General features: G+C 71.2%; 24 protein-coding genes. 11 read left to right on the top strand and 13 right to left on the bottom strand.

Annotated features, from left to right (window positions below; translation table 11 throughout):
* Nucleotides 1-3 precede the first annotated feature (3 nt).
* From AB0O48_RS08805 to guaB, 4 genes are all read right to left on the bottom strand, one after another.
* Complete coding sequence (locus tag AB0O48_RS08805; RefSeq protein WP_357247111.1) at nucleotides 4-1,458, bottom strand: M1 family metallopeptidase; 1,455 nt, start codon at nucleotides 1,456-1,458, stop codon at nucleotides 4-6.
* 97 nt (nucleotides 1,459-1,555) lie between these two features.
* Nucleotides 1,556-2,971, bottom strand: a complete 1,416-nt coding sequence (locus AB0O48_RS08800) for a M1 family metallopeptidase (RefSeq protein ID WP_357570929.1) — start codon at nucleotides 2,969-2,971, stop codon at nucleotides 1,556-1,558.
* 156 nt (nucleotides 2,972-3,127) lie between these two features.
* Nucleotides 3,128-4,246, bottom strand: a complete 1,119-nt coding sequence (locus tag AB0O48_RS08795) for a GuaB3 family IMP dehydrogenase-related protein (RefSeq protein WP_357247117.1) — start codon at nucleotides 4,244-4,246, stop codon at nucleotides 3,128-3,130.
* 30 nt (nucleotides 4,247-4,276) lie between these two features.
* Entirely contained in the window at nucleotides 4,277-5,839 is a 1,563-nt protein-coding gene (gene guaB, locus AB0O48_RS08790) for an IMP dehydrogenase (protein WP_357247120.1), read from the bottom strand.
* 185 nt (nucleotides 5,840-6,024) lie between these two features.
* On the opposite strand from guaB, the gene AB0O48_RS08785 reads away from it, so the two are divergent.
* On the top strand, nucleotides 6,025-6,444 hold the full coding sequence (locus AB0O48_RS08785; protein WP_355032437.1) for a DUF5319 domain-containing protein: 420 nt from the start codon (nucleotides 6,025-6,027) through the stop codon (nucleotides 6,442-6,444).
* 12 nt (nucleotides 6,445-6,456) lie between these two features.
* Here the strand turns inward: AB0O48_RS08785 and AB0O48_RS08780 are convergent, their stop codons facing one another.
* Nucleotides 6,457-7,275: a response regulator transcription factor gene (locus AB0O48_RS08780; RefSeq protein WP_357247126.1), complete on the bottom strand. Its 819-nt coding sequence runs from the start codon at nucleotides 7,273-7,275 to the stop codon at nucleotides 6,457-6,459.
* 253 nt (nucleotides 7,276-7,528) lie between these two features.
* Here AB0O48_RS08780 and AB0O48_RS08775 point away from each other — a divergent pair, with 253 nt between their 5' ends.
* Together AB0O48_RS08775 and AB0O48_RS08770 are read left to right on the top strand one after the other, a co-directional pair.
* Nucleotides 7,529-7,912: a WhiB family transcriptional regulator gene (locus tag AB0O48_RS08775; RefSeq protein WP_357247129.1), complete on the top strand. Its 384-nt coding sequence runs from the start codon at nucleotides 7,529-7,531 to the stop codon at nucleotides 7,910-7,912.
* A 794-nt stretch (nucleotides 7,913-8,706) separates the two neighbouring features.
* Nucleotides 8,707-9,270, top strand: coding sequence for a hypothetical protein (locus tag AB0O48_RS08770; protein ID WP_365064108.1), 564 nt, complete (start codon nucleotides 8,707-8,709; stop codon nucleotides 9,268-9,270).
* Nucleotides 9,271-9,569: 299 nt separating this feature from the next.
* Here the strand turns inward: AB0O48_RS08770 and AB0O48_RS08765 are convergent, their stop codons facing one another.
* From AB0O48_RS08765 to groES, 4 genes are all read right to left on the bottom strand, one after another.
* Nucleotides 9,570-9,962: a hypothetical protein gene (locus AB0O48_RS08765; protein WP_357253454.1), complete on the bottom strand. Its 393-nt coding sequence runs from the start codon at nucleotides 9,960-9,962 to the stop codon at nucleotides 9,570-9,572.
* 113 nt (nucleotides 9,963-10,075) lie between these two features.
* Nucleotides 10,076-11,707: a molybdopterin-dependent oxidoreductase gene (locus AB0O48_RS08760; protein WP_357253456.1), complete on the bottom strand. Its 1,632-nt coding sequence runs from the start codon at nucleotides 11,705-11,707 to the stop codon at nucleotides 10,076-10,078.
* A gap of 125 nt (nucleotides 11,708-11,832) precedes the next feature.
* Entirely contained in the window at nucleotides 11,833-13,473 is a 1,641-nt protein-coding gene (gene groL / locus AB0O48_RS08755) for a chaperonin GroEL (protein WP_357253458.1), read from the bottom strand.
* A gap of 70 nt (nucleotides 13,474-13,543) precedes the next feature.
* Nucleotides 13,544-13,858, bottom strand: coding sequence for a co-chaperone GroES (groES, locus tag AB0O48_RS08750; protein ID WP_030330046.1), 315 nt, complete (start codon nucleotides 13,856-13,858; stop codon nucleotides 13,544-13,546).
* A gap of 258 nt (nucleotides 13,859-14,116) precedes the next feature.
* Here groES and AB0O48_RS08745 point away from each other — a divergent pair, with 258 nt between their 5' ends.
* The 8 genes from AB0O48_RS08745 (at nucleotide 14,117) to AB0O48_RS08710 (ending at nucleotide 21,668) form a co-directional block, all read left to right on the top strand.
* Entirely contained in the window at nucleotides 14,117-15,313 is a 1,197-nt protein-coding gene (locus tag AB0O48_RS08745) for a methyltransferase domain-containing protein (protein ID WP_357570926.1), read from the top strand.
* Between the two features lie 10 nt (nucleotides 15,314-15,323).
* Nucleotides 15,324-15,803, top strand: a complete 480-nt coding sequence (gene ybaK / locus AB0O48_RS08740) for a Cys-tRNA(Pro) deacylase (RefSeq protein ID WP_357253462.1) — start codon at nucleotides 15,324-15,326, stop codon at nucleotides 15,801-15,803.
* A gap of 180 nt (nucleotides 15,804-15,983) precedes the next feature.
* The gene (locus tag AB0O48_RS08735) at nucleotides 15,984-17,069 is read left to right on the top strand and encodes a substrate-binding domain-containing protein (protein WP_357253464.1); all 1,086 of its coding nucleotides are present in this window, start codon (nucleotides 15,984-15,986) and stop codon (nucleotides 17,067-17,069) included.
* A 111-nt stretch (nucleotides 17,070-17,180) separates the two neighbouring features.
* A complete protein-coding gene (locus AB0O48_RS08730) occupies nucleotides 17,181-17,999 on the top strand; it encodes an ATP-binding cassette domain-containing protein (RefSeq protein WP_357112382.1) in 819 nt (272 codons plus the stop codon).
* Complete coding sequence (locus tag AB0O48_RS08725) at nucleotides 17,996-19,258, top strand: ABC transporter permease (RefSeq protein ID WP_357253467.1); 1,263 nt, start codon at nucleotides 17,996-17,998, stop codon at nucleotides 19,256-19,258. The genes AB0O48_RS08730 and AB0O48_RS08725 overlap by 4 nt, the downstream gene beginning before the upstream one ends.
* Nucleotides 19,259-19,280: 22 nt before the next feature.
* Nucleotides 19,281-20,462 carry an ROK family protein gene (locus AB0O48_RS08720; protein ID WP_357253469.1) on the top strand — a complete coding sequence of 394 codons (1,182 nt, stop codon included), beginning with the start codon at nucleotides 19,281-19,283 and terminating at the stop codon, nucleotides 20,460-20,462.
* A 19-nt stretch (nucleotides 20,463-20,481) separates the two neighbouring features.
* Nucleotides 20,482-20,787, top strand: a complete 306-nt coding sequence (locus tag AB0O48_RS08715; RefSeq protein ID WP_357253471.1) for a DUF1707 domain-containing protein — start codon at nucleotides 20,482-20,484, stop codon at nucleotides 20,785-20,787.
* A gap of 140 nt (nucleotides 20,788-20,927) precedes the next feature.
* Nucleotides 20,928-21,668: a DUF4142 domain-containing protein gene (locus AB0O48_RS08710; RefSeq protein ID WP_357253472.1), complete on the top strand. Its 741-nt coding sequence runs from the start codon at nucleotides 20,928-20,930 to the stop codon at nucleotides 21,666-21,668.
* Between the two features lie 23 nt (nucleotides 21,669-21,691).
* Here the strand turns inward: AB0O48_RS08710 and AB0O48_RS08705 are convergent, their stop codons facing one another.
* Genes AB0O48_RS08705 through tsaB form a run of 4 tightly spaced genes read right to left on the bottom strand, consistent with a single transcriptional unit; the run spans nucleotide 21,692 to nucleotide 24,156 of the window.
* A complete protein-coding gene (locus AB0O48_RS08705; protein WP_357253474.1) occupies nucleotides 21,692-21,946 on the bottom strand; it encodes a hypothetical protein in 255 nt (84 codons plus the stop codon).
* A 14-nt stretch (nucleotides 21,947-21,960) separates the two neighbouring features.
* Nucleotides 21,961-23,007: a tRNA (adenosine(37)-N6)-threonylcarbamoyltransferase complex transferase subunit TsaD gene (gene tsaD / locus AB0O48_RS08700; protein ID WP_357253476.1), complete on the bottom strand. Its 1,047-nt coding sequence runs from the start codon at nucleotides 23,005-23,007 to the stop codon at nucleotides 21,961-21,963.
* Complete coding sequence (gene rimI / locus AB0O48_RS08695) at nucleotides 23,000-23,482, bottom strand: ribosomal protein S18-alanine N-acetyltransferase (RefSeq protein WP_357253478.1); 483 nt, start codon at nucleotides 23,480-23,482, stop codon at nucleotides 23,000-23,002. Before rimI ends, tsaD begins: the two co-directional genes overlap by 8 nt.
* Nucleotides 23,479-24,156 carry a tRNA (adenosine(37)-N6)-threonylcarbamoyltransferase complex dimerization subunit type 1 TsaB gene (gene tsaB, locus AB0O48_RS08690; protein ID WP_357570924.1) on the bottom strand — a complete coding sequence of 226 codons (678 nt, stop codon included), beginning with the start codon at nucleotides 24,154-24,156 and terminating at the stop codon, nucleotides 23,479-23,481. The genes rimI and tsaB overlap by 4 nt, the downstream gene beginning before the upstream one ends.
* Nucleotides 24,157-24,341 lie beyond the last annotated feature (185 nt).

The following is a 24,341-nucleotide window of genomic DNA, read 5'->3' as shown; positions in this document are numbered from 1 at the left end:
CGGTCAGAGCCGCTTGGGCAGGGCCGGCTTCTTGGTGCCGTAGAGCCAGGCGTCGAAGACCTGGTCGAGTTGCTTGCCGGAGATGCGTTCGGCGAGCGCCACGAACTCGGCGGTGGTGGCGGTGCCGTTCCGCTTCTCCGCCGCCCAGGTCTTGACGATCTCGAAGAACGCCTTGTCGCCGACGGACACCCGCAGGGCGTGCAGCGTCATCGCACCGCGCTGGTAGACCGACTCGCTGAACAGCTCCTTCGCCCCCGGCTTGCCCGGCGGCGTCTTCCACACCTTCTCGGGTGCCCTGGCGTACCGGTTGTCGAACGCCTCCTTGGCCGTGGAATCCCTGGTGTGCTCCGCCCAGAGCCACTCCCCGTACGTCGCGAAGCCCTCGTTGAGCCAGATGTCCTCCCAGGTGCCCAGGGAGACGCTGTCGCCGAACCACTGGTGGGCCAGCTCGTGGGCGACCACCGCGGTGTTCGGGCCCTGCCGGAAGAAGCCTGCCGAGTAGACCGGACGGCTCTGCGTCTCCAGCGCGTAGGAGATCCGGCTGTCCGAGACCACCACACCGCCGTACGCGTCGAACGGGTACGGCCCGAACACGGTCTCCAGGTAGTCGGCGACCTTTGTGGTCTCGGCGATCGCCGAATCCGCGGAACCGTTTGCCGCGATCGCGACCGCGCTGTAGACCGGCTTCCCCCGGTGCGTGGAGGTGGTGATCCGGAACTCGCCGATCACCATCGTGCTCAGGTAGCTGGCCATCGGCGACTTCTCCGACCACTTCCAGGTGGTCCACCCGCCCGTGCTGGCCTTGCCGCCGGGAACGCCGTTGCTGACCGCGGTGAGACCGTCCGGAACCGTGATCTCGAAGTCGTACGTGGCCTTGTCGGACGGGTGGTCGTTGACCGGGAACCAGGTGCTGGCCGACTCGGGCTGCCCCAGCGCGATGGCACCGTCGGGGGTGTGCAGGAATCCACCGTCACCGAGGGTCTCGTTCTTCAGCGGCTTCGGCACGCCCTCGTAGGCGATCTCGGCGACGAACCCGTTGCCGTTGACCAGACCGGAAGCTGGCGTGATCACCAGCTCGTTCCGCTCGCGGCGGTGCGTCGCCGGCGCACCGTCCACGCTGACCGCGGTGACGGTGAGACCGGCCAGGTCGAGGTTGAACGTCGACAGGTCGGCCGTCGCGGTGGCCTGCACGGTGGTCGTACCGGTCAGTCTGTCCTTCGCGGGGTCGTAGCGCACCTTGACCACGTACCGTCGGACGTCGTAGCCGCCGTTGCCGTAGCTCGGGAAGTAGGCGTCGCCGGCCCCCGGCGCGCCCGCGGTGAACGTCCGCGACGGAGTGGGCGACACGCTCGGCGACGGCGCGGGCCTCGAGCCCGTCGAGTCGCATCCGGACAGGACGAGTGCCCCGGTCACCAGCAGAGCCGAGCCCATCCGCAGTCCGCGTCGCCGCACCCGCATCCCACACCCTCCCCGTGACGGCCTGGGCCGCTCCCCGCGCACGGGCTTGTCCCCGCCGCCCCGGACGGCAGCATATCGACAGGGCAGCACGGCGCCGTCACGGCAGTGTGGGCGCTGAGCCACCCACCAACCAGGCGTCCAAGAGCGGTCGGAGCTGCCGACCCGCCACCCGCTCGGCCAGCGCGACGAGGTCCGCGGTGGTCGCGTTGGCCGCCGCCCGCTCGGTGGTCCAGGTCCGCAGGATCCGGAAGAACACCTCGTCACCGACAGTCCGACGCAACGCGTGCACGGCCAACGCCCCGCGCTTGTAGACGGCCGTACCGAACATCCGCTCCCGGCCCGGCTCGACCGACGGCTGCGACCAGTCGGTGGTCGCGTACTGGAGCTCGAAGTTGCGTTGCGCGGTCCGGCCGCCGTCGTGTTCCTCCCACAGCCACTCGGCGTAGCTGGCGAAGCCCTCGTTCAGCCAGATGTCGCTCCACCTGCCCACCGACACGCTGTCGCCGAACCACTGGTGCGCCAGCTCGTGCGCCACGACGCTCGGGTTGGGCCGGTCGTCGGTGAAGAACGCGGGACCGTAGACCGGGCGGGACTGGGTTTCCAGCGCGTACCCGACCCGGTCGTCGGCGACGACGATCCCACCGTACGAGTCGAACGGATACGGGCCGAAGCGGCTGGCCAGGAAGTCGGCGATCGCGCCGGTGCGGGCCAGTGAGGTGGCCGCGCCGCCGGCCGATGGCAGGCTCGCCGCCACCGCGGTGACCATCGGTCGGCCGGCGTGCGTGCCGGTCACCACCCGGTAGTCGCCGATCACCAGCGTGGTCAGGTAGCTGGCCATCGGGGTGCGCTCCGACCAGTGCCAGGTGGTCCAGCCGTCGGCGCTGCTCTTCGGCCCGGGCACTCCGTTGCTCAGCGCCGCCAGGCCGTCCGGCACGGTCACCGCCAGGTCGTAGCGGGCCTTGTCCGACGGGTGGTCGTTGACCGGGAACCAGGTGGCGGCGGAGTCGGGTTGGCCGAGCGCGATCGCGCCGTCGGCGGTGTGCAGGAAGCCGCCGCTGCCCAACGATCCGTCCACAGCGGCGGTGGGCACGCCCGCGTAGTCGACGGTCACGGTGAACTGCTGGCCACGCGGGAGACCGGCACGTGGGGTGATCACCAACTCGCCGTCGTCGCGGCGGTGGTCGGCCCGCGCGTCGCCCACCCGGACGGCGTCGACGGCGAGGCCGGCCAGGTCCAGGTTGAACCGGGACAGGTCCTGCGTGGCCGTGGCGGTGATGACGGCTCGACCGGTCAGCCGGTCGGTCGACGGGTCGTAGCGGACGTCCAGGCCGTAGTGGCTGACGTCGTAGCCGCCGTTACCGCGCCCCGGCACGTACGGGTCACCGGCGTCGGCCGCACCGGGCCGGAACCCGTCGCGGTGCTCGCCCGTACACCCGGCCAACACCAGCCCGACGACGCAGGCCAGCGCGGCGAGCAGCCGGGTGCCGGCGGGCGTCCGTCCGCTCCGGACCATGCTGACTCCTCCCGCGCGGGATCCCCGGGTCAGGACGAGCGTAGCCAGCGGCGCCGACCGTGCGACCGGTATCGGCCTTTTGTTGGATTCGGGGCGTAGCGCGACGAAGGCCGACCCCGCCTCGCGCGGGGCCGGCCTTCCAGCGTCTGTGAAAAATCAGCGGTCCAGGACCAGGCCGACCTTCTGGAACTCCTTCAGGTCGCGGTAACCGCACTTGGCCATCGCCCGACGCAGCCCACCGAACAGGTTGAGCTGGCCGTCCGCCTCGTCCGCCGGCCCGAAGAGCAGCTCCTCCATCGACCCGAGCGGCTCACCGGCCACCTCGAACGCGCCCCGGGGCAGCGACGGGTGGCTCGCCGCCGAGTGCCACCAGGCGCCACCGGCGGGCGCCTCGTCGCAGAGCGACAGCGGCTCACCGAGCATCACCGCGTCCGCGCCGCAGCCGAGCGCCTTGGCGATGTCACCCGACGTCTGGATGTCACCGTCGGCGATCAGGTGCACGTACCGGCCGCCGGTCTCGTCGAGATAGTCGCGACGGGCCGCCGCGGCGTCGGCAATCGCGGAGGCCATCGGCACCCGGATGCCCAGCACCGACTCGGTCGTCGACCACTCGTCGCCACCGATGCCCACGATCACACCGGCCGCACCGGTACGCATCAGGTGCAGCGCCGTCTTGTAGTCCGTGCAGCCGCCGACGATCACCGGCAGGTCGAGGTCGGCGATGAACTCCTTGAGGTTCAACGGCTCGTCGGTGGTCGACACGTGCTCGGCCGAGACGATGGTGCCCTGGATGACCAGGATGTCCACCCCGGCGTCCAGGATCACCGGGGCCAGCGCCAGGGTGTGCTGCGGAGAGACCCGTACCGCCACCGTGCCGCCACCGGCACGCAGCTCGCGCACCCGTTCGGCGATCAGGTCCGGACGGATCGGCTCGGCGTACACCTCCTGGAGCCGCTTGGTGGCGCGGGCCTCCTCGTCGAGGCTGGCCAGCTCGTCGAGCACCTTCGTCGGGTTCTCGTAACGGGTCCACAGGCCCTCGACGTTGAGCACGCCGAGACCGCCGAGCTGACCGAGCCGGACCGCCGAGGCCGGGCTCATGGTGGCGTCGGAGGGGTGGCCGACGCACGGGATGCCGAACGGGTACGCGTCGAGCTGCCAGGAGGTCGACACGTCGTCGACGTCCCGGGTACGCCGGCTCGGCACGATGGCGATGTCGTCCAGGTGGTAGCCGCGCTGCGCGGTCTTGCCCAGCCCGATCTCGACCACGTCACGCATGGGGGACTCCAGGTGGTTGGGGGTGATGGGTCAGCGGGAGTGGTAGTTGGGCGCCTCGACGGTCATCTGCACGTCGTGCGGGTGGCTCTCCTTCAGCCCGGCCGCGGTGATCCGGATCAGCTGGCCACGCCGGTGCAGCTCGGGGATGGTCGGGGCGCCACTGTAGAACATGCCCTGCCGCAGGCCACCGACAAGCTGGTGGGCGACGGTGGCGAGCGGGCCACGGTAGGGGACCTGCCCCTCGATCCCCTCCGGGATCAGCTTCTCGTCGGAGATCACGTCGTCCTGGAAGTAGCGGTCCTTGGAGTAGGACTTCTGCACACCCCGGCTCTGCATGGCACCGAGCGAGCCCATCCCCCGGTAGGACTTGTACTGCTTGCCGTTGATGAAGATCAGCTCGCCGGGGCTCTCCTCGCAGCCCGCGAGCAGGCTGCCGAGCATCACCGAGTCGGCGCCGGCCACGAGGGCCTTGGCGATGTCACCGGAATACTGCATGCCACCGTCGCCGATCACCGGCACACCCAGCGGCCGGCAGGCACGGGCCGCCTCCATGATCGCGGTGATCTGCGGTACACCGACCCCGGCGACGACCCGGGTGGTGCAGATCGACCCCGGGCCGACCCCGACCTTGACGGCGTCCGCGCCGGCCTCGGCCAACGCGCGGGCACCGGCGTAGGTGGCCGAGTTGCCACCGATCACCTGGACGTCGGTCTCCCGCTTGAGGCGCTGGATCATCTCGACGATGGCCCGACTGTGGCCGTGCGCCACGTCCACCACGACCACGTCCACCCCGGCGTCGACGAGGGTCCGAGCCCGCTTGTACGACTCCTCACCGAAGCCGATCGCGGCGGCGACCCGCAGCCGGCCCGAGGAGTCCTTCGTCGCCAGCGGGAACTGCTCGCTCTTGGTGAAGTCCTTGACGGTGATCAGACCGCGCAACCGGCCGCCCTCGTCGATCAGCGGCAGCTTCTCGACCTTGTGCTTGCGCAGCAGGTCGAGCGCGTCGGCCTTGGTGACCCCGACCGGCGCGGTGATCAACGGCGTCTTGGTCATGACCTCGTGGACCGGGGTGGACGGATCAGAGACGAACCGCATGTCCCGGTTGGTGATGATTCCCACCAGTGCGCCGCCGGCGTCGGTGACCGGCAGGCCGGAGATCCGGAACTTCGCACAGAGCCGGTCCACGTCGCGCACCGTGTCCTCCGGCGAGCAGGTCACCGGATTGGTGATCATGCCCGACTCCGAACGCTTCACCAGGTCGACCTGCTGGGCCTGGTCCTCCATCGAGAGGTTGCGGTGCAGGACGCCGATGCCGCCGTTACGGGCCATCGCGATCGCCATCCGCGCCTCGGTGACCGTGTCCATCGCGCTGGAGACCAGCGGGATGGCGATCTCGATCTCCCGGGTCAGCCGGGTGCGGGTGTCCACCTCGCTGGGGGCGACGTCCGACTCGCCCGGCTGCAACAGCACGTCATCGAAGGTGAGACCGAGCGGTACCACCCGGGCAGAGCCGGCCGGCAGCTCGGGCAGGTGGCCGCCCAGGTCGGCGTACTCGGCGCCGGCCGCAAAGTCGGTGCTGGGCGAATTTTCCACGATTGCTCCCCTGAGCTGCTCGAATGGGCTTCAGCGAGGTGGCGCGTGCGGGCACCGGAGCACGCCACGGTGCCGGCACGTCGCCTCATCGTACCCAGTGAGCTGGGCGACCCGTCCGTGGCAGGCCGGCCCGGTGCAAGGCCGGGGGGCGGACGTTCGCGCCGCGTTGGGTCTACGGTGAGGGGGTGCACGACGAGCCCATCGACCCGTTCAACGGCGACCCGGCCGATCCGACCGCGGGCCTGGATGATCCGGGCGACGACGCGACGCCGGATCCGCTGACCGACGTCGAGCGGCAGGATGTGCTGGAAGACCTCGCCGACCTGGAGATCTACCAGGCTCTGCTGGCCCCGATCGGGGTCCGCGGGCTGGTGATCGAATGCGAGGACTGCCGGGAGCCGCACTACTTCGACTGGGACCTGCTCCGCGGCAACCTTCGGCACCTGCTCAACTCCGGTCGGCCCCGGGTGCACGAGCCCGCCTACGACCCCGACCCGGACCACTACGTGACCTGGGACTACGCCCGGGGGTACGCCGACGGGGTGCACGACACCCTGACCGAGGGCACCGAGGACGAGCCGGGCACTCCGACCGTCACCGAGTGACGGCGGCCCGCCTCAGGCGACCAGGCCGGCCCGGAAGCCCGCTGCCACCGCGTGTGCCCGGTCCCGAGCGCCAAGCTTGCGGAACAACCGGCGGGCGTGCGTCTTGACGGTGTCCTCCGACACGAACAACTCCCGACCGATCTCCGCGTTGCTCTTGCCCTCGGCCATGCCGAGCAGCACCTGAAGCTCGCGCTCGGTCAGCCCGATCGACGCCCGGCTGGGCCGGGCGTTCGGGGCGGGCCGGGCCGGATCGGCCTGATCCGCCGACGACTCGCCGGTCGCCGACTCGGCCTCGTCGTCACCCCGCTGCACCGGCACCGACGGCACACCCGCCTGCCCCTCGCCGGGCGTGGCCGCCCAGCCGGGATCGCCGGAGCCACGCGGTGACGGCCCCGAGCGGCCCGAACCACCCACTGCCGCGGCGTCCCGGGCGGGATCGGTGATCCGCTGGCGTGACGCCCGTCCGGGGGCGGTGAGCAGCAGCAGCGCCTTCGCCACCGCGCTGGTCAGGTCGTGGTCGACATTCTGGATGAGACCCCGGGCACCGGCGCTGATGGTGGCCGCCGCGGCCTCGGACTCCTCGGTGCCGAGCAACAGCACCGCGGCCTGCGGCGCGCGGGCCAGCACCCGGCGGACGAAGCCGGCGCTGTCCGGCCGGGTCAGGGCCGTATCAGCCAGCACCACGTCAGCCGGTCGCTCGGCGAGCCGCAGCATCACCTCAGGATCAGAGACGGCGGTACGAACGATCGCGGACAACCCCAGCCGCGCGGCAGCAGAAGTAAGGTGCTGGGCCGCGAGTGGTGTCCGAACGCACACAAGAACGGTACGCACTGTGGTCTCCTCTCCGCCAACGAGCAGACCATGACGGGGTCGGCTGGGGAGGGGGTTCCCCGCAATCCTTCGAACTTTTCCGACAGTTAGGGCAAAAGCCGCAATTTCTAGGACGTTTTCGATCACAGACGTGTGAGTCGGCGAGAGTCCGGGTACCGGGAGGGCCAGGCCGGGAACGGTGCGCCTGCGCGGCCCGCCGCCCGGATGCCGGCCATATGGATTCTCGCGGAGCCGCGCGGGAGGAGGGGTGCTGATGTCGAACGTACGTAGACTGCCCGGACCCATCGTCGATCTCTGGGACTGGCAGCGACTCGGTGCCTGCCGGGGCCGGGACAGTGCCCAGTTCTTCCACCCCGACGGCGAGCGAGGCTCCTCCCGACTGCGGCGCGAGTCCTCCGCCAAGGCAGTCTGCCGCGCCTGCCCGGTCCGGGCCGAGTGCGCCGCGCACGCCCTGTCAGTCCGCGAGCCCTACGGCGTCTGGGGCGGTTTCAGCGAGTCCGAACGACTCCGACTGCTCGCCGTCGGTTGGGAGGACCTGGCCGACCGCCGGCACGCCCGGGTCGACGTCGCCCGACTGGAGGCCCGCCTGGGTCGCCCACACAAGTCGACGGTCCCGGCCCAACGCCACGTCGCCTGACCTCACACGATCCCGAACCGCGCCTCCGCCCCGGGGGCGCGGTTTCGTGTCGACGGGTCAGCCGCCACTGCCACCGCCGTCGTGATCGACCGCCGGCACCGTCGTGATCGACCGCCGGCACCGTGCTGATCGACCGCCGGCCACGTCGCGTTCGACGCCAACACCGTCGTGATCGACTCGGGGTCAAGGACATCGGGGCATCCCGCTCAGCCGGACACCCCGAGGTCAATGATGTCGAGTGGATCAAGCCGACTGGGCGACCCGAGAGGCAAGCGGCGATGGGAACCTGGGGTGATTGTCCGTTCTGGGGTTCTCGGCGCTCACGCGTCGGTAGCCTCTGCGTGACATGCGAGGTTTGTCCGGTGACCGGTCGCACCCGTGGGCCGGAATCATGGCCCGGCCGGGGTCGTTACACACCCTGACGATCGCAGCACGACCTGCCCCGCGCTTGACCTACGAGGTTGGGATGCCGGTACCGAAGGTTGGAATGCCGACCCGAGCCCGGTCGTTACAGTTCCCACGAGCGACCGCAGGCACCGCCTCCACGTGGGTGCCGATGGATGGGCCGCCCCCGGAATGACCCTGGCCCCCCGGTCGTTACATCTGGACCCGGCGCCACGAGCCTCCGCTCGCAGGCTGCCGACCCGGTGCCACGGAGCCACCCCGGCCCGCCGTCGCCGAACTCCCCAAGAGTTTCCCCCTTGTGAACGTGCAGCGCCGGACGAGGTGCTCACACCCTGCCGCCTGTCCCCCGTTGGCGGGCGGGGTGTCCTACCCCCGAAGGAGCTACCCCCATGAACACGATCATGCGTAAGAGTGTCCTGTCCGTTGCTGGTCTGGCGTTCGCCGGTGGTGTGTTCGCCGGTCCGATCGCCGCCCACGCCGCCACCCCGGTTGAGGGCAAGCCCGTCGCGGCGGCCGTGCAGACGACCGCGCCGAAGCCGCAGGGCGAGCAGTCGCACATCGACCTCAACGAGGAGAAGACCGCCAACGTCAAGGCGATCATCGCCGCCACGAAGAAGGCCGGCCTGCCCGAGCGGGCTGCGGTGATCTCGATCGCGACGAGCCTGCAGGAGTCGAAGCTGGACAACCTGGGCCACCTGGGTGACATGAACGACCACGACTCGCTGGGCCTGTTCCAGCAGCGCCCGTCCAGTGGTTGGGGTACGCCGGAGCAGATCACCGACCCGGCCTACTCGACGACGGCGTTCCTCAAGGGCCTCAAGCAGGTCGACGGGTGGCAGGACATGCCGCTGACCGAGGCCGCGCAGACCGTCCAGGTCTCCGCCTATCCCGACGCCTACGCCCAGTGGGAGCAGCAGGCCACCGACCTCGTCGCCCAGCACTGGAACAGCTGACACCACCGCACCACCGCATGACACTGACCGCTGGCCGGCACCCGCAACCCGGGTGCCGGCCAGCGGCGTTTCTGGGTCTGGCCGGCGTGTGGGGGTCACGACGCGACGCGCTGCCCGGTGCGCGACTGCCCGCCAGAGGGCGGATACTCGGAGATCTTGGACAGTTTCCGTTACGCGCGAACGAAAACTGTCCAAGATCTCGCCGCCGGCAGGGCGCCGGCAGGGAGGAGGCAACGGGGCCGCCGAAGGTCGTCGACCCGCCCACGATGCCCCGCCCAGGGATCTCCGCACCGATGACCTCAGCGAGGGACCCCGAGCCGCTCGGACCGGTGACGCTGCGGCACCCGACGGGCGGCGCGGGTGGCGAGCGCCCCGGCGACGAGCGCGGTCAGCACCCCGACCAGTTGGATCGCCTGTCCGGTCGCCACGTCGGCCCCGTGTCGCCCGAGCAGGTTGTCCACCCCGGTCGGGCTGATCAGGAACCCGACGGCCACGAACAGACCCAACAGCGCGCCCACCACAGGTGACCAGCGCCAGGGCGCGAGCGCGACGAACAGGGCACCGGCCAACAGGATGATCATCCCGGGCGGTACGGCGATGGGGAAATCGACCCCGGCCGCCCACAGCACGCCGATGCCCGTGGCACCCACGACGAGGCCGGCGATGGTGAACGTTCGTGCGGTAACAGTCATGGCTTCACCCTGTCCCGACACGGTCCGGTCCGCGTCCGCCCGGTGGCGTCATCGGGGATACGGCAGGCTGCGTACGCCGGTCACGGATCGTGGACGGTTGCCGCGACGGCCGGTCAGCGGACGTTGACGGTGACGGTGTGCCAGCCGGTGGCGCCGTCCGGGACGACGCCCTGCGTACGCTCGGTCTGGGTTTCGCCTGTCGCGTCCGTCGCACGGACCTGGAGCCGGTGCTCGCCCGGCGTGGCGTCCCAACGCCAGGACCACTGCACCCAGGTGTCCACCGACACCGTCGGGGCCAACTCCGCCTGCTGCCAGTCGCCGCCGTCGACGCGTACCTCGACTCGGCTGATGCCCCGGTGCTGCGCCCAGGCCACACCGGCGACGGTGATCGGGCCGGTGGTCAGCCGGTTACGACTCCGGGGCGCGTCGATCCGCGACTGGGTCTTGATCGGCCCCTGGGCGGACCAGCCGCGCGGCACCCAGTACGCGTCGAAGTCGGCGAACCGGGTCAGTTCCAGCTCGGTCACCCATTTGCAGGCTGACACGTAACCGTAGAGGCCGGGCACCACCATCCGGACCGGGAAGCCGTGCTCGACCGGCAGTGGCTCACCGTTCATGCCGACCGCCAACAGCGCGTCCCGCCCGTCGCGCAAGGCGGCGGTGGGGGTGCCGCAGGTCCAGCCGTCGACCGACCGGCCGACGACCTGGTCGGCATCGTCGTCCGGGTCGACCTCGTCCAGCAACTCCCGAAGGGGTACGCCGAGCCAGCGGGCGTTGCCGATCAGGTCCCCGCCCACCTCGTTGGAGACGCAGGCCAGCGTGACGTACCGCTCGACCAGTGGACGGGCCAGCAGATCCGCGTAGCTGTAGGTCCGCTCGGTGCCGACCCGCCCGTGGATACGCAGCCGCCAGGTGTCCGGATCCACCTGGGGCACCACCAGTGCGGTGTCGATCCGGTAGAACTCGAAGTTCGAGGTGACGTACGGCGCGAGTTGTGTCAGTGCGAGGTCCGCGCCGGCCGGCACGGCCGGTGCGGGGGCCACGGGCGCGGGCAGTCGGATCGCCTCCCGGGCGGCGGACACCCCGCGCCGCCCGGCAAGCCAGCGCCCACCGAGACCGGCCACCACGGCCGTGCCGAGCAGCGCCCCGCTCCCGGCGAGGAACCGTCGCCGCGAGTCCGGGTCCACGTCGGCAGGCCCGACCGGCTCCTTCGCCGATACGGATTGCCCGCCCGGAGGCACCGGCGCGGCGGGCGACACCGGCGCGGCAGGCGGCACGGTCGGTGTGGGTGGTGACCAGGGCCAGGGGTCCAGCTCGAACGGGCCGGCGATGAACAACCAGAGCACCAGGGCGCCGAGCCCGGCACCGACAAGCGACGGCAGCGCATCGGCCGCGTCGGCACCGGAGCGGGTCACGGCGGCGGCCACGCCGATGACACCGAACGCGGCGATGCCGGCAAGTCCGAATGCCAGTCGCCGGATCGCCAGCATGCCGAACAGTGCGGCGAACGCTGCGAGCAGCAGGCCGGTGCCGACCAGCAGTGCGATCTTGTCAGCGGTGCCGAAGAGGTCGATGGCGAGTTGCTTCAGCGACTCGGGGACGGCGTCGACGACCACCCCGCCGACCGCGACCAGGGGCGCCGACCGGGGGCCGGTCAGCACTGCCACCGGTTCGGCGATTCCGATCGCGACGGCGGCGGCGGTTACTCCGGCCAGCGCGGCGTAACGCCGCGACGTGGTGCTCATCGGCCCAGTGTGCGTGATCATCCGGCCCGGTAGCCAGCAACGTCAGCGTTCGGTAATGACCTGAGCAGACGAACGGGGCGCACCGCCGTACGACGGTGCGCCCCGCGACAGGTGTCGCTACCGGGTCAGAAGCCCGGGCCGTGCTGGTGGCCGTGACCGTGGCCGTGGCCGCCGCCGGCGGCCGGCTCGGCCTGCTCCGGCTTCTCCACCACGAGGCTCTCCGTGGTGAGCAGCAGACCGGCGATCGAGGCGGCGTTGGTGACCGCGTTGCGGGTCACCTTCACCGGGTCGATGATGCCGGCCTTGACCAGGTCGACGTACTCGCCCTTGGCGGCGTCGAGGCCGTTGCCCCAGTCCAGGTCGGCGACCTTCTGCGTCACGACGTAACCGTCGTGACCGGCGTTCTGGGCGATCCAGCGCAGCGGCTCGACGAGCGCCTTGCGCACGACCGAGACACCGACCTTCTCGTCACCGGTGAAGCCCAGGTCGTCGTCGAGGACCGAGCGGATCTGCACCAGGGCGGCGCCGCCGCCGGGCACGGTGCCCTCCTCGACCGCAGCCTTGGTCGCCGCGATGGCGTCCTCGATGCGGTGCTTGCGCTCCTTCATCTCGACCTCGGTGGCGGCGCCAGCCTTGATGACGGCGATGCCACCGGAGAGCTTGGCCAGCCGCTCGGCCAGCTTCTCCCGGTCCCAGTCGGAGTCGGAGGCCTCGATCTCCTTGCGGATCTGGGAGACCCGGTCGGCGACGTCGGCCTTCTGGCCACCGCCGTCGACGATCGTGGTGTTCTCCTTGTCGACCACGACGCGCCGGGCGGTGCCGAGCACCTCCAGGCCGACCTGGTCGATCTTGTAGCCCAGCTCCGGGGCGACCAGCTCGGCGCCCGTGGAGATCGCGATGTCCTGGAGCATCGCCTTGCGCCGGTCACCGAAGCCCGGGGCCTTGACCGCGCAGACCTTGAGGGTCTTGCGCAGCGAGTTGACCACCAGGGTGGAGAGCGCCTGGCCGTCCACGTCCTCGGCGATGATCAGCAGGGGCTTGCTGTTCTGCAGGACCTTCTCCAGCAGCGGCAGAAGCTCCTCGATCGCCGAGATCTTCTGGGTGGTGACCAGGATGTACGCGTCCTCGAGGACGGACTCCTGGCTCTCCAGGTCGGTGACGAAGTTCGGCGAGATGAAGCCCTTGTCGAACTGGAGACCCTCGGTCACGTCCAGCTCGGTGGTGAGCATGGAGCCTTCCTCGACGGTGATGACACCGTCGCGGCCGACCCGCTCCATCGCCTCGGCGATCAGGTCGCCGATCGTGGCGTCCTGCGCGGAGATCGTCGCCACGTTCGCGATCGACTCCTTGCTGGTGACCTCTGCGGCACGGCCGAGCAGCGCCTCGGAGACCTTGGTGGCCGCCGCGTCGATGCCCCGCTTGAGGCCGGCCGGGTTGGTGCCGGCGGTCACGTTGCGCAGACCCTCGCGAACCATCGCCTGGGCGAGCACGGTCGCGGTGGTGGTGCCGTCACCGGCGACGTCGTTGGTCTTGGTCGCCACCTCCTTGACGAGCTGCGCGCCAAGGTTCTCGTACGGGTTGGTGAGCTCGATCTCCTTGGCGATGGTCACACCATCGTTGGTGATCGTCGGCGCACCGAATTTCTTGTCCAGGACGACGTTGCGCCCGCGCGGGCCGAGGGTGACCTTGACCGCGTCCGCGAGGGCGTTGACACCGTGCTCCAGCAGGTGCCGGGCGTCGTCCGAGAAGCTCAGGATCTTCGCCATAAATGTCCCTTCGAAGCGCCATTGCCCCGGCCCGGCGAGCCGGACCGGGGCAGTGGCACTGATCGGTTGCTTACTTCTCGATGACCGCGAGGACGTCGCGGGCGGAGAGCACCAGGTACTCCTCGCCGGCGTACTTGACCTCGGTGCCGCCGTACTTCGAGTAGAGGACGGTGTCGCCGACCTGCACGTCAACCGGAACCCGGTTGCCGTTGTCGTCGACGCGCCCCGGACCCACAGCGAGGACAGTGCCCTCCTGCGGCTTCTCCTTGGCGGTGTCGGGGATCACGATGCCCGACGCCGTGGTGGTCTCAGCCTCGTTCGCCTGGACCACGATGCGGTCCTCGAGCGGCTTGATCGCAACCTTGGTCGCGGTAGTCACGGGCATACCCTCCTGGGGTACTGGTTTCGTTGCTGGTCGGCGGGGCCAACCAGCGTCAATCTGCCTCATGCCACCGGGCGGGGCCGTCGTCGCGGGTGCCGGTCCGCCTGGCGTGCGCACCCGGGTCGTGAGACCCGGAAGCTGGCACCCTCAGGGTGAGAGTGCTAATCGCAGGTTATTCCGTGGCTAGCACTCCGTCAAGGAGAGTGCCAGCGAGTCGCGCCCCGCCAGCCCGATTTCCGGGTCCACCCGGACAATGACGGGGTGGATCTCGATCAGCTGGCGGCGCTGCGTACCCCCGAGGGGTCGGCCGCGCTCACGGCGGCGGCCGGGCTGGCCGGCGGTGATCCGCTGGCCGCGGCGTCGGCCCTGCGCGCGGCCGGGGTGCCGCCGACGCTGGCCGCGGCGGCGCTCACCCAGGCCGAGCTGCGTCACCGGGCGGTCGGCAAGTTCGGTCCGGACGCCGCCGGGATGTTCCTCACCCGCCCCGGGCTGGAGCAGGCCACCCGCCGGGTGGTCGCCGATCGCCGGGCCGCACGGCTGCACGCGGCCGGCGTCCGCACCCTGGCCGACCTGGGCTGCGGCCTCGGCGCGGACGCGCTGGCCGCCGCCCGCGCCGGCATCCGGGTGTACGGCGTGGAGGCCGACCCGGTGACCGCCGCGATGGCCGCCGCCAACGCCGCGGCGGCCGGGCTGGATGACCTGTTCACCGTCGAGTGCGGTGACGCCACCGCGTTCGACGTCTCCCGCGTCGACGGGGTCTTCTGCGACCCGGCCCGCCGCACCAGCGGCACCGGACGACGGATCTTCGACCCGCGCGCCTACTCGCCACCCTGGGATTTCGTGACCGGGCTGGCCGAGCGGGTGCCGCGCACCGTGGTCAAGGTGGCGCCGGGGCTGGACCACGCGCTCATCCCGGCCGGGGCGGAGGCGGAGTGGGTCGGCGTGGACGGCGACCTGGTCGAGGCCGCGCTCTGGTGCGGTGAGCTGGCGGAGGTGCCCCGCCGCGCCACGCTCTACCGGCAGCAGGGCGTCGAGGCTCGCCGCCACCAGCTGACCGGCTCGGGTGCCGACGAGGCGCCGGTCGGGCCGCCCCGGCGCTTCCTGTACGACCCGGACCCGGCGGTGGTCCGCGCGCACCTCGTCGCCGAACTGGCCGGCGAACTGGATGCCACCCTCGGCGACCCGAGCATCGCCTACCTCTACGCCGACCGCCCGACCCGCACCCCGTACGCGCGCTGCCTGGAGATCACCGACGTGCTGCCGTTCTCGCTCAAGCGGCTGCGGGCACTGCTACGCGAGCGCCGGGTGGGTCGGGTGGAGATCCTCAAGCGGGGTTCGGCGCTCACCCCGGAGCAACTCCGGCGGGATCTGCGGCTGACCGGCGACGTCGCGGCGAGCCTGGTACTCACCCGGGTCGCCGGGGCGCCGACCGTGCTGATCGGTCGGCCGGTGGACTAGCGTCGCCGGTGTGGCAGGACAGGGCACGCCGGCGACGGCACTGTTGGTCAGGCGCGGGGTCGCGCATCGCACGCACCCGTACCGGGTGTCGCCGGACGCCCCCAACTACGGTGCGCTGGTGGCGGCGGCGCTGGGCGTGGCACCGGAGCGGGTCTTCAAGTCGTTGGTGACCGAGGTCGACGGCGCGCTCACCGTGGCGGTCGTACCGGTCACCGGCGAGTTGGATCTGAAGGCGCTCGCGGCGGCGGTCGGTGGCAAGCGGGCGGCGCTTGCCGACCGGGCGGTCGCCGAGCGGGCCACCGGCTACGTACGCGGTGGGATCAGTCCGCTCGGGCAGCGCAAGCGACTGCCCACCGTGCTCGACGAATCCGCGTTGGACCTTCCGACGATCTACGTCTCGGCTGGTCGGCGCGGCCTGCAACTCGAACTGGCCGCGCCGGATCTGGTGGCGCTCACCGACGCCCGCACCGCGCCGTTGCAGACCCGCTGACGACTCTCGTTACGTCGACTCCACCGTGGGATACCCGTGGAGTAACAGTCGCGTTGCTGAATTGTTATCGCTGCCAACAAACTGGGTACCTGCGCGGTCTTGTGGAGGCGGTGTGACGCGCAATACGTTGCCGGACACAACAAAAACAACACCTCCCCCACCCCCGAAAGGACCCTGCACATGCGTAAGGGGATCCTCACCATCGCCGCCGTGGGCCTGCTCACGACCGGCGGCTTGACCGCCTGTGGCGACGACTCCGGCGACAAGGCCGCCTCCGCAAAGACTCCCAAGATCGGCGTGATCCTCCCGGACAGCAAGTCCTCGCCACGGTGGGAGACTGCGGACCGTCGATTCCTGGAAGAGGCGTTCAAGACCGCCGGCGTCCAGTACGACATTCAAAACGCCCAGAACGACAAGGCCGCCTTCCAGACCATCGCCGACCAGATGATCACCAGTGGCGTCACCGCCCTCATGATCGTCAACCTAGACTCCGGCACCGGCAAGGCCGTGCTCGACAAGGCCAAGTCGCAGGGCGTCGCCACCATCGACTACGACCGGCTCACCCTCGGCGGCTCCGCCCAGTACTACGTCAGCTTCGACAACGAGACCGTCGGCAAGCTCCAGGGCGAGGGCCTGGCGAAGTGCCTGACCGACAAGGGTGCCAAGAACCCGGTCGTGGCGTACCTGAACGGCTCCCCCACCGACAACAACGCCACCCTGTTCAAGGCCGGCTACGACTCGGTGCTCAAGCCGAAGTTCGACTCGAAGGAATACACCAAGGGCCCGGACGACGCCGTGCCGGGCTGGGACGGCCCCACCGCCGCGACCATCTTCGAGCAGCAGCTCACCGCGACCAAGGGCAAGATCGACGGCGTGCTGGCCGCCAACGACACTCTCGGCAACGCCGCCATCTCGATCCTGAAGAAGAACAAGATCAACGGCAAGGTGCCGGTGACCGGCCAGGACGCCAGCGTCGAGGGCCTGCAGAACATCCTCGCCGGTGACCAGTGCATGACCGTCTACAAGGCCGTCCGGGAAGAGGCCAAGGCCGCCGCGGACCTGGCCATCGCACTGGCCAAGGGCGAGAAGAAGGACACCGGCCAGTCGGTGAAGGACGGTGACCGGGACGTCCCCTCGGTGCTGCTCACCCCGAAGGCCATCTACAAGGACAACGTCAAGGACGTCGTCGCCGACGGCTACGTGACCAAGGAGCAGCTCTGCACCGGGACGTACGCCGCGCTCTGCGCCGACGCCGGCATCAGCTGACGGACGCCGCAGTACCCGCCGGGACGACAATCGCCGCCCGGCACGGGAGCACCCTCCCGTGCCGGGCGGCGCCCGCCGGACGGGCCCCGACCCTCCCCTAAGGAGACCCCCGTGTCCGCGACCCCCCTGCTGGAACTCCGCGGGATCGACAAGAGCTTCGGTCCCGTCCAGGTGCTCCGCGACGTCGCCCTGACCGTCCACCCGGGTGAAGTGACAGCTCTGGTCGGCGACAACGGCGCCGGCAAGTCAACCCTGGTGAAGTGCATCAGCGGCATCCACCCCACCGACGCCGGTGAGTTCCTGTTCAACGGTGAACCGGTGCACATCGGCAGCCCCCGCGACGCCGCCACGCTCGGCATCGAGGTCGTCTACCAGGACCTCGCGCTCTGCGACAACCTGGACATCGTGCAGAACATGTTCCTCGGCCGCGAGCGGCGCAGCGGCATCGTCCTGGACGAGCCGACGATGGAACAGCTCGCCGCCGAAACCCTGGCCGGGCTCTCCATCCGCACCGTCACCTCACTGCGCCAGCACGTGTCGAGCCTCTCCGGCGGCCAGCGCCAGACCGTGGCCATCGCCAAGGCGGTGCTGTGGAACAGCAAGCTGGTCATCCTGGACGAGCCGACCGCCGCACTGGGCGTGGCACAGACCGCCCAGGTGCTCGAACTGGTCCGCCGCCTCGCCGACAACGGCCTGGCCGTGGTGCTCATCTCGCACAACATGAACGACGTCTTCGCCGTCTCCGACCGGATCGCCGCGCTGTACCTCGGCCAGATGGTCGCCCAGGTGAAGACCACCGACATCACGCATGCCCAGGTGGTCGAGCTGATCACCGCCGGGCGCTCGGGCGGGCTCGGCCTCGCCACCGACCCGGGCAGCAACGGCGACGGCCCGCAGCCGGCCGACTCGATCTCAGGAGGCGCCCGATGACCACCACCGCCGTGCGGAAGGACGGCCCCGCGGCCGTCACACCGCCGCCGACCGTCGGGGGCCACGTCCGCAACTACCTGAGTCGGGTACGCGGTGGCGACGTCGGCGCACTACCGGCCGTGCTCGGCCTGATCGTGCTCTGCACCGTCTTCGCGATCATGCGGCCGTCGTCGTTCCTGTCGGCCGGCAACTTCGCCAACCTCTTCACCCAGGGCGCGGCGGTCACGCTCATCGCGATGGGCCTGGTCTTCGTACTGCTGCTCGGCGAGATCGACCTCTCCGCCGGCTTCGCCAGCGGCGTCTGCGCGGCGGTACTGGCCAACGTGGTCACCGTGCTCGGCTACCCCTGGTGGGTCGCCGTGCTCGCCGCGGTCGCCACCGGCGTGGTCATCGGCACCACGCTCGGGTTGCTGGTCGCGAAGATCGGCATTCCGTCCTTCGTGGTCACTCTCGCCGGCTTCCTCGCCTTCCAGGGCGTCGTGCTGCTGCTCGTGCAGGAGGGCACCAACATCTCCGTCCGCGACGAGGTGCTGGTCGCCATCGCCAACCGTAACCTCGCTCCCGCGCTGGGCTGGGCGCTCACCGCTCTCGCGGTCGTCGGCTACGCGGCGGTGCAACTGCTGCGTTACCGCAACCGCGCGGCCCGTGGTCTGACCACCGACCCGATCGCGGTGGTCGCGTTGCGGATCGGCGGGCTCGCCGTCATCCTCGGCACGGCGATGTACGTCCTCAACCTCGAGCGCAGCCGCAACGTGCTGATCGTCTCGCTCAAGGGTGTGCCGATCGTGGTGCCGATCATCGCGGTGCTGCTGGTCATCTGGACCTTCGTGCTGCAACGCACCAGCTACGGCCGGCACATCTACGCCGTGGGCGGCAACCGGGAAGCGGCTCGCAGGGCCGGTATCGGCGTCGACCGGATCCGGATCTCGGTCTTCGTGATCTGCTCCTCCATGGCCGCCATCGGTGGCATCGTGGCGGCCAGCCGGGCCAACTCCGTCGACCCGAACACCGGGGGCAGTAACGTACTGCTCTACGCGGTCGGCGCGGCGGTGATCGGAGGCACCAGCCTCTTCGGTGGCAAGGGCCGTGTCCTCGACGCCGTACTCGGCGGCGCGGTGGTCGCGGTCATCGAAAACGGAATGGGCCTGATGGGTTACAGCGCGGGAGTCAAGTACGTGGTGACCGGCGTCGTGCTGCTCCTCGCCGCCAGTGTCGACGCGCTCTCCCGCCGCCGCGCGGCAGCCACCGGCACCCGCTGACCGCGCGGGAGGTAGCACCACGATGCGCCCAGGACCGAGTCAGGACGACGTGCGACGGCAGAACCTCGGTGCCCTGCTGCGACACGTACACGTCCACGGGCCGACGACGCGCGCCGAACTGACCACCACGCTGGGCCTCAACCGCAGCACCATCGGCGCGCTCACCGCCGACCTGTCCGCAGTGGGACTGGTCAGCGAGGGAGCGCCAAAGGAAACCGGCCGGGCCGGCCGACCGTCACTTGTCGTCCGGCCCGCGTCGGCCCGGGTGTACGCGTACGCGTACTCCGTGGAGGTGGACCGGTTGCGCGCGGCCCGGATCGGGCTGGGTGGCGCGGTCCTGGACCGCCGGGAGCTGGACCGGCCCCGCGGCCTGCTGGCCGCGGAGGCCGCGCCGCTGCTGGCCGGCGCGCTCAAGGAGATGCAGCAGACGGTGCCGCGCGACGCGATCTGCGTCGGTGCCGGCGTCGCGGTCTGCGGCATGGTCCGCCGCAACGACGGCCTGGTGCGGCTCGGCCCGACCACCGGCTGGGTGGACGAGCCGATCGGCGCGGCGCTCGCCGCCGAGCTGGGCATCGAGGTGCCGGTCACGGTGGGCAACGTGGCGGACGTCGCGGCGTTCGCCGAGCACGCGCGCGGGGTGGCGGCCGGCTGCGACAACGTCCTCTATCTGTACGGCGACGTCGGCGTGGGCGCCGGCATCATCGCCGGTGGCCGGCGGCTGACCGGGCACGGTGGGTACGGCGGCGAGGTCGGCCACATGAAGGTGGTCCTCGACGGCAGGCCCTGTGAGTGTGGCTCCCGGGGCTGCTGGGAGACCGAGATCGGCGAGCACGGTCTGCTCCGTGCCGCGGGACGCTCCGACGCCCGAGGTCACGACGCGCTGCTGGCCGTGTTCGACGCCGCCGACCGCGGTGACGCCCGCGCCCAGACCGCGGTCCGCCAGGCCGGTGACTGGCTCGGCTTCGGGCTGGCCAACCTGGTGAACGTCTTCAACCCGGAGATGGTCATCTTCGGCGGCACCATGCGCGACCTCTACCTCGCGTCGGCGGCCCAGGTTCGCAGCCGGCTCAACTCCAACGCGCTCGCCGCCTGCCTGGAGCACGTCCGGTTGCGTACGCCGAAGTTGGGCGAGGACGCCCCCCTGATCGGGGCCGCCGAGTTGGCCTTCGAACGACTCCTCGCCGATCCCCTCGACGTGGGCTGATCCGCGTACGCTGTCCAGCGTGGATGTCGAGCTGCGCGCTTCCGACGACGACCGCAACCGGGTGGTCGCCGAGCTGCACCGGCACACCGCGGCGGGCCGGCTGACCCTCGACGAGTTCTCCGATCGCTGCGGTGCGGTGTGGACGGCGCGCACCCTCGGTGACCTGGCCGCCCTGACCCGCGACCTGCCGGTCCTGCCCGACCCGACAGTCGACAGCGAGCCCGTCGGGCAGGGGCGTCGGGAGCTGCTGATGCTCTTCGCCGCCGCCGCTCTCACCCTGCTGCTGCTCGGCGGCTTCCTCGCCGTCACCCGCGGATCCGCCTGACCCGCTTCCCGCTGATCCGCCTCGCCCTCCGATGAACTGATCGCGTGATCAGTCCGTACCAGTGGTCGGACGGGCAGCCGGCAGGATCTGGCTGCCCGGTCCAGACGCGTTTCGGTCCGGACCGAGGAGGCCCCACAGACATGGCACCGCTGAGATCCGCCCATCGCCGACTGGGCAACCGGACCCACCGAGCGGCGCTGCTGCTCATCGCGATCGTCGCGGCGGTCGGTGTCCTGCCCGGCGTGGCCATTGCCGCGCCCGCCGGTGGTCAGCAGCTCAACGCCGCCGACATGACACTGCTCAACGGGGTCCGGTTGGCCGGGCTGTGGGAGATGCCCGCCGGCCAGATGGCCGCCGAGAAGGGCCAGTCGGCAAAGGTCCGGGAGATCGGCGCCGGCATCGCCAGCGAGCACCAGCGGCTCGACCAGCTCACGGTGGACGCGGCGAACAAGTTGGGCGCGAGCATCCCCAGCGAGCCGACAGCCGAGCAGAAGGGCTGGCTGGCCGAGATGCAGAAGGCCTCCGGCGCCCGCTTCGACCAGATCTTCGTCACCCGGCTCCGGGTCGCCCACGGCAAGATCTTCCCGGTGATCGGCGCGGTCCGGGCCAGCACCCGGGACGCCACCGTCCGCAAGCTCTGCGAGGACGCCAACACGTTCGTCCAGCACCACATGCAGATGTTGGAGAGCACCGGGCTGGTCCGCTGGCCGGAGCTGCCGCCGGCCGCGCTGCCCGCCCCCGGTGAGGACGGACTGTTGGCTGCCGCCGCCGCGAACGCCGGCCCGCAGGTCGGGGTCAGCAGCACCGTCGTCTGGCTGGTGTTCCTCGCCGCGCTGGGCACCGGCGGAATCGCCACGTACCGGATGCTGCGCCGCAGCTGAGCACCGCTCGTTGGTGGCTCGCGTCAGCGGTCGACCTGGGTGAAGTCCCAGGAGTGCGGAGCGCGGGCCACCAGCAGGGCGGGCGGATCGGGCAGCGGGCGCGGGGTACTGCGCCACTTGGAGATGACCACCACCCGGTGGTCGGTGGAGGAGAAGACCTCGCTGGAGACGTGGAGCGGGTCGTGCTCCAACTCGGGCAGTGCGGTCTCGCACACCCAGGTGATCAGGTCGGCGACGCCGTACGCCTCGGCGCGCGCCTCCCACATCCGTACGATCATGTCCGGCGCTCCCGTCACACGCTGACCGTGGTCAACGGCAGTGCCGAGTCGGCCGGCAGATCCAGTCGGCTGGGCGCGACCCCGGCGGCCACCAGGTGCGACCCGAGCGCCGCCACCATCGCCCCGTTGTCGGTGCACAACTTCGGCCGGGGCACCCGGACCTGGATGCCGTACTTCTCGGCTCGCTGCTCGGCCATCGCCCGCAGCCGCGAATTGGCCGCCACTCCCCCGCCGATCACCAACGTGTCGATGCCCTGCGCGCGGCAGGCGGCGAGCGCCTTGCTGGTCAGGACGTCGCAGACCGCCTCCTGGAAGGACGCGGACACGTCGGCCACCGGCACCGGCTCGCCGGCCCGCTCGCGCGCCTCGACCCACCGGGCCACCGCCGTCTTCAGCCCGGAGAACGAGAAGTCGTACCGGTGGGCGGCGAGATCCTTCGCGGCGGTCAGGCCGCGCGGGAACGCGATCGCGGCGGCGTCGCCGGCCCGAGCCTCCCGGTCGATCGGTGGGCCGCCCGGAAACGGCAGCCCGAGCAGCCGGGCGACCTTGTCGAACGCCTCGCCGGCCGCGTCGTCGATGGTGGCGCCCAGCGGGGTGACACCCCGGGCCAGGTCGTCGACGAGCAGCAGGGACGAGTGTCCGCCGGACACCAGCAGCGCGATGGCGGGTTCGGGCAGCGGACCGTGTTCGAGGGTGTCCACCGCGACGTGGGCGGCGAGATGGTTCACGCCGTACACGGGCTTCTCGGCGGCGAGCGCGTACCCCTTCGCGGCGGCGACACCGACCAGGAGCGCGCCGGCCAGCCCCGGCCCGGAGGTGACCGCGATCGCGTCGATGTCGGCAAGGGTCACGCCGGCCTCGGTCAGGGCCCGGTCCATGGTCGGCACGATGGCCTCCAGGTGTGCCCGACTGGCCACCTCGGGTACCACACCCCCGAACCGGGCGTGCTCCTCGACGCTGGAGGCGAGCGCGTCGGCCAGCAGGGTGTGCCCCCGCACGATGCCGACGCCGGTCTCGTCGCAGGAGGTCTCGATTCCCAGGATCAGCGGTTCGTCAGCCATGGTGGTGTGGTCCGTCCCCGGTCGGCTCGGCGTCGCGCCGCATCACCAGCGCGTCGGTGTTGCTCGGTTGGTAGTAGCCGCGCCGCACCCCGACCGGCTCGAACCCGTACGTCGCGTAGAGCCGCTGGGCTGCGGCGTTGTCCACGGCGACCTCCAACAGGGTGCTGCGGGCGTCACGTCGGGCCGCCTCGGCGAGCAGTTCCTCCAGCAGGGCGCGGCCCACACCGCGCCGCTGGGCGTCCCGGCGGACGGCGATGTTCTGGACCCACACCTCACCCGGCGGCACACCGGCGAGCCCGGCGTAACCGAGCACCGCGCCGTCCGCGTCGACGGCGACCCGGTAGTGGTGCCCGTTTGCCAACTCGTTCCAGAACATGGCCGGCGACCACTGCTCGGCGCCGAAGAGGTCAGCCTCGATCGGTAGCACGTCGTCGATGTGCCACCAACGGAACGGTTCGAGTCGTACCGCCGTCATGGCAGGACCGGTTTGCGGCCGGTCGCCACCACCGCGTCGGGCCGGCGCAGGTAGAGCGGGGTGAGCCGCTCACTGGCGGCACCCGCTCGGATCCGTTCGGCGGCGAGCAGCGCCAGCACGGTGGCGTCCGGGTACCGCGGCTCGACCCGGACGGGCAGCTCCAGGGCCTCGGCGTACCGGTGCGCCCCATCGCCCACCGCGATCGTCGCGCCCAACTCCCGAGCGCGCGCGGCGGCGACCGCCGGCCTGGACACCTCGGGGCCGACGATCCGCTCCCCGGCACCGTCGTAGACGGCCCAGTACAGCTCCTTGCGCCGGGCGTCGCTGGCGGCCAACACCGGCTCACCGGATGCCGCCGGGTAGCCGATGCCGTCGAGTGAGCACACGCCGTACGTGGGGATGCCGAGCACCTGGCCCATCGTCGCGGCCGTGACGAGGCCGACCCGCAACCCGGTGAACGGCCCCGGGCCGAGCCCGGCAACGATGGCGGCCAGGTCACGCGGGCGCGCGTCGACATCGGCGAGGACCGCGTCCACCTGGGGCGCGAGCAGTTCGCCGTGCGCGCGGGCGTCGACCGTGCACCGGTACGCCCGCGACGCCACGCCATCCGCCGAGACCTCCACCAGCGCCGCGGTCACCGCGGGGGTCGAGCTGTCCACCACGAGTACGAGCACGGTAAGCCAGCCTAGCCGCCCCGCCACCGCCCCCGGTCACGCCCCGCCCCGCCACGGTCCTCGGGACGCCCCGCCCACCCGCACCCCGCGGCCCCGCCGGGCGGCGAAGCGGCCGGGGAGCGAAGCGGAAGCGGCCGGGGAGCGAAGCGGAAGCGGCCGGGGAGCGAAGCGGAAGCGGCCGGGGA

It is taken from the genome of Micromonospora sp. NPDC085948 (genome assembly GCF_040686315.1).
In the GTDB taxonomy this organism is placed as follows: Bacteria; Actinomycetota; Actinomycetes; order Mycobacteriales; family Micromonosporaceae; genus Micromonospora.
The sequence above is the reverse complement of the archived record's forward strand: the minus strand, read 5'-3'. Positions and strand labels throughout refer to the sequence as shown.